This window comes from Rhizobacter sp. P2_D12 (assembly GCF_056404395.1).
In genome coordinates this window covers 1-3,140 of record NZ_JBFUEB010000231.1, presented here as the reverse complement: position 1 = coordinate 3,140, position 3,140 = coordinate 1, and the positions used below count along the sequence as shown (strand labels likewise).

Genomic DNA, 3,140 nt, shown 5'->3' with positions numbered 1-3,140 from the left:
CCCTTCGACCTGTCGAAGCTGGTCGCCACCTTGCTGCACCACACCGGCCGCGCGGCGGCGCGGGCCGCGCCCGCCGCGGGCCCGTCAGGCGCCGTGCCGGCCGGGCTGCTGGCACAGGCCGGGCAGCACGGCATCGACCTGGAGGCCGCGCTGGGCCGCATGGGCGGCAACAGCCGCGTCTACCTGCGCACGCTGCAGTCCTTCCTCAAAGACCTGGCGACGCTGCCGGACCAGCTGCTGGCACTCACGCAGCAGGGCCGGTTCGACGAAGCGCGGCGCCTGATGCACACCATCAAGGGCCTGGCCGGCACGCTGGGCGTGCGTTCGCTGGCCCAGATGGCGGCCCGCACCGAGCGCGCCCTGGGCCAGGCGCAGGCGCCACCGTCCGCCCTGATGGACGCGTTGAGCGGGCTCGTGCAGGTCGCGCGGCGCGACATCACCCAGGTCGCCGACGCGCTGCAGCTGAGCCTGCAGGAGCCCATCCCGGCCACCCCGCTCGCCGGGCTGGCCGAAGCGGGCCTGCAGGAACTTCAGCGCTCCCTGGCCGAACTGGCAGGCCTGCTGCGCGCTGCCGACATGCGGGCCCTGGAGGTCCTCGAGCAGATGCAGCGCAGCCACGGCCCCGCAGTCAGGCAGGCCCTGCAGCTGCTCGATGCGGCCACCGCCTCGCTCGATTTCGACCAAGCCCTGGTGCACTGCCGGGCGCTGCAACAGCGGTTCGACCAATGAGCGCTGCCGTGCCCACCCTGCCCGGCGCCGCGGACAAGCGGCCCTGCCTGCTCGTCGTGGACGACCAGCCGATCAACATCCAGGCGCTGTATCGCATCTTTGCACCCGACCACCGGGTGCTGATGGCGACCGACGGCGTCAAGGCGCTGGCGCTGTGCCGGACCGATCCGCCCGACCTGCTGCTGCTCGACGTCGTGATGCCGGGCATGGACGGCCACGAGGTCTGCATGCGGCTGCAGGCCGACGAGGCCACGCGCAACATCCCGGTGATCTTCGTGACCTCGCACACCGATGCGCAGGAGGAAACCCGGGGGCTCGAACTGGGCGCGGTCGACTTCATCGCGAAGCCCGTCAACCCCGCCGTGGTGCGGGCGCGCGTCAGGACGCACCTCACGCTGAAGGCGCAAAGCGATCTGCTGCGCCGGATGGTGTTCCTGGACGGCCTGACCGGCGTGGCCAACCGCCGCTGCTTCGATGAACGCCTCGGCACCGAATGGCGGCGCGCCGCGCGTGCCGGGCTGCCGCTGTCGCTGCTGATGGTGGACGTCGATCACTTCAAGCGCTTCAACGACCGCTATGGCCACCAGGCGGGCGACGAATGCCTGCGGCAGGTGGCCCAGGCCATCCAGGGCGGGCTGCTTCGCCCCGGCGACCTGGCCGCGCGCTACGGCGGCGAGGAATTCGCCTGCATCCTGCCGGCGACCGATTTCGACGGCGCCCTGGCGCTGGGTGTGGGCATCGAGCAGCGCGTGCGCGGATTGGAGATCGGGCACGCGGACTCCGACGTGGCAGGCGCCGTCACCATCAGCATCGGCGTCGCCACCCGCCTGCCCGGGCCCGAAGGCGAGCCCGAGGGCCTGCTCGCGCTGGCCGATGCCCAGCTCTACCGCGCCAAGCACGGCGGTCGCGGCCGTGCCTGCGGCGCCGTGCTGGACGCGCAGCCCGGCGTGCCGGAGTGCTGATCCATGCGCTGCAAGGGCCTCCAGGCCCGGTTCGCCGCCCGCAAAGGCTGAGTCAGACCGGCAGCAGCTGGCTGTTGCTGCGCCAGCTCGCGCGCACCGCGTTGTGCGTCAGCGCGCGGGCCGCACGCACGGCGGCGGTGGCGCCCGAGCGGCGGCTGGCGATCTGGTCCAGCCAGGCGGCGAGGATCGGGTTGCGCCGGGCCAGCGTGGTCCAGCTGCTGCGCCAGCAGCGCGACAGGTCGGCATGCGGCTGCAACTGGCGGCGGACGCTGCGCGGCAGGTCGTGGCCGGCGTGTTCGCTGTAGACCTTGCCCAGGTCGAACAGGAAGGCGGCTGCGGCGCACACCTGCTGCAATTCGGACACTTCGACCGGCAGCGGCTTGCGGCTGCGCGCATCGTGGTCGGCATTCATCGCGAACTCGGCCGCGGTGACGCTGGCTTCGAGCAGGCCGTACATCTCGCCGTGGTGGTCGGCGGCGGCCGGCTGGGTCAGGAAGTGATCGAGGTTGCCGCTGCGCTCCAGCACCTGCGCAATGAATTCCTGCAGGTCGGGCGACCAGCGGCTGCACAGGCAGGCGAGCCGGTAGACCAGGTCGGCCGGCACGCCCAGGTAGGCCAGGTTGCCGCCGTTGATGCGGCGCACCAGGGTCGCCAGCAGGTTGTCGACACCTTGCCCGCGTTCCTCCATGAAGCCCGACAGCGGCAGCCGCACGGCCGGAAGTGCGCGCCAGGAACGGTCGATGGAATCTGAGTTCATGCAGGTCTCGCTGGTGTATCCCTGAAAACGGATTCTGCGAGCGTCGTGCGGCCGGCGAGGCGCCGATAAGCGGGCAATAGCGTGTCTATTCCTCAGGGGTGTCAGACAGCGGGTAACCAGGCGTTGCAGGCAGCCGCCGGGAGCAGCACCCGGTGCCGCGCCAATTCGGCCGTTCCGCCGTTGGCCCGGACTTGACTCATCAAGCGGCTGAGCAGCATGCCGACCCCTGGCCTTCGCAGCAGCAAAGGGTTCTGCGTCACCTCCAACAAGGCTGCGTCGAGCATCTGCCCGCCCGACGCGGGTCGGCCTTGGACACCGTGTGTTGCGTTGTCTCTTCGCCACCCACGACCACGAACCTGCTGCCGAAGGAATCCCTGCTACCGCCAGTGCGCATCCTCCAGTCCTTCTCGAACCCAGACCGGCATGAGTGGCACCTCGGCGCCGTCAGTGCCTCCCTCGCAGCAGCGACCACGCCATCGCCGCCATCAGCGCCACCCCCGCCAGCAAGGCGCCCCAGAGCCACGCGCGCGTGCCGCCCGACCTCGGCTGGGGCATCGACGCCGGCAACGCCGCAGGCGACGCCACCGCTACATCGGCCTGCAGCACGGCCCGATCCGCCGGCAGCGCGTCACCACCGCGCCGCGCGGGCATCAACTCGCCCAGCGACATCGGCGTCGCCGCCAGCGCTGGAT

Annotated in this window: 4 protein-coding genes; 2 read left to right on the top strand and 2 right to left on the bottom strand. The window is 71.4% G+C overall.

All coding sequences use genetic code 11. From position 1 onward, the window contains the following. Positions 1-729 (top strand): Hpt domain-containing protein (locus tag AC1DYN_RS31925; RefSeq protein WP_477966722.1); only part of this gene is annotated, 729 nt, incomplete at its 5' end. After that, the gene (locus AC1DYN_RS31920) at positions 726-1,691 is read left to right on the top strand and encodes a diguanylate cyclase (protein WP_477966720.1); all 966 of its coding nucleotides are present in this window, start codon (positions 726-728) and stop codon (positions 1,689-1,691) included. The genes AC1DYN_RS31925 and AC1DYN_RS31920, both read left to right, overlap by 4 nt. A gap of 52 nt (positions 1,692-1,743) precedes the next feature. On the opposite strand, the gene AC1DYN_RS31915 is transcribed toward AC1DYN_RS31920, so the two are convergent. Continuing rightward, positions 1,744-2,448: a hypothetical protein gene (locus tag AC1DYN_RS31915; protein ID WP_477966718.1), complete on the bottom strand. Its 705-nt coding sequence runs from the start codon at positions 2,446-2,448 to the stop codon at positions 1,744-1,746. Between the two features lie 444 nt (positions 2,449-2,892). Further along, a partial coding sequence (locus AC1DYN_RS31910) for a DUF3999 family protein (protein WP_477966716.1) occupies positions 2,893-3,140 on the bottom strand: 248 nt, incomplete at its 5' end.

Coding starts and splice junctions, on each gene's coding strand:
- AC1DYN_RS31920 (WP_477966720.1), top strand. CDS start 726: ATGAGCGCTGCCGTGCCCACCCTGCCCGGCGCCGCGGACAAGCGGCCC.
- AC1DYN_RS31915 (WP_477966718.1), bottom strand. CDS start 2,448: ATGAACTCAGATTCCATCGACCGTTCCTGGCGCGCACTTCCGGCCGTG.